General features: G+C 72.1%; 1 protein-coding gene. It reads left to right on the top strand.

Features of this window, described 5'->3' with window-relative positions; translation table 11 throughout:
* A partial coding sequence (locus tag TW83_RS17725; protein ID WP_045984112.1) for a formyltransferase family protein occupies positions 1-674 on the top strand: 674 nt, incomplete at both ends.

Raw genomic sequence — 674 nt, 5'->3', positions numbered from 1 at the left:
CGGCGGCGCGGGCGCAGGGCCTGCCGGTGGGTCCTGTGGCGGAATGCGATTATATCCTCAGCGTGGCGAACCTGACCGTCATTCCGGCGCAGACGCTGGCCCTGGCGCGGCGGGGGGCGGTCAATTTCCACGACGGTCCGCTGCCCGAACGGGCCGGGCTGAACGCCCCGATCTGGGCGCTGCTGGAGGGGGTGCAAAGCCACGCGATCACTTGGCACCGCATCAGCGGCGGCGTGGACGAAGGCCCGGTCCTGCTGCGCGTGCCGGTCCAGATCGCACCCGACGACACCGCCCTGACCCTGAACGCCCGCTGCTGGGAAGCAGCGCTGAGCAGCCTGCCCCAGCTGATCGACATGCTGGAACGGGGCGACGATCAGGGCTCGGCTCAGCCCCACGCGCCAGTGAAGCGGCACATGCGGATCGACCGCCCTGCGCATGCGTCGACGCTGGACCCGGCGCAGGATGCCGACAGCCAGGCGCGGCTGGTCCGTGCACTGGACCACGGCCCCTACTGGAACCCGATGCTGCGCCCGCGCCTGCGGACCGGTCGTGGCATCCTGCTGGTGGGCGGGGCGGAACCCGCGCAGGGCAACCCGTCGGCCCAGCCCGGACAGGTGCTGGAGGTCCGCGACCACGATATTCTGGTCGCCATGGCACAGGGCGGCGCGCTGCGC

Origin of the sequence: Paracoccus sp. S4493, assembly GCF_000967735.1 — a bacterium.
GTDB classification, from domain to species: Bacteria; Pseudomonadota; Alphaproteobacteria; order Rhodobacterales; family Rhodobacteraceae; genus Paracoccus; species Paracoccus marcusii.
Note: the sequence above shows the minus strand (reverse complement) of the source record. Positions and strands in the feature narration are given on the sequence as shown.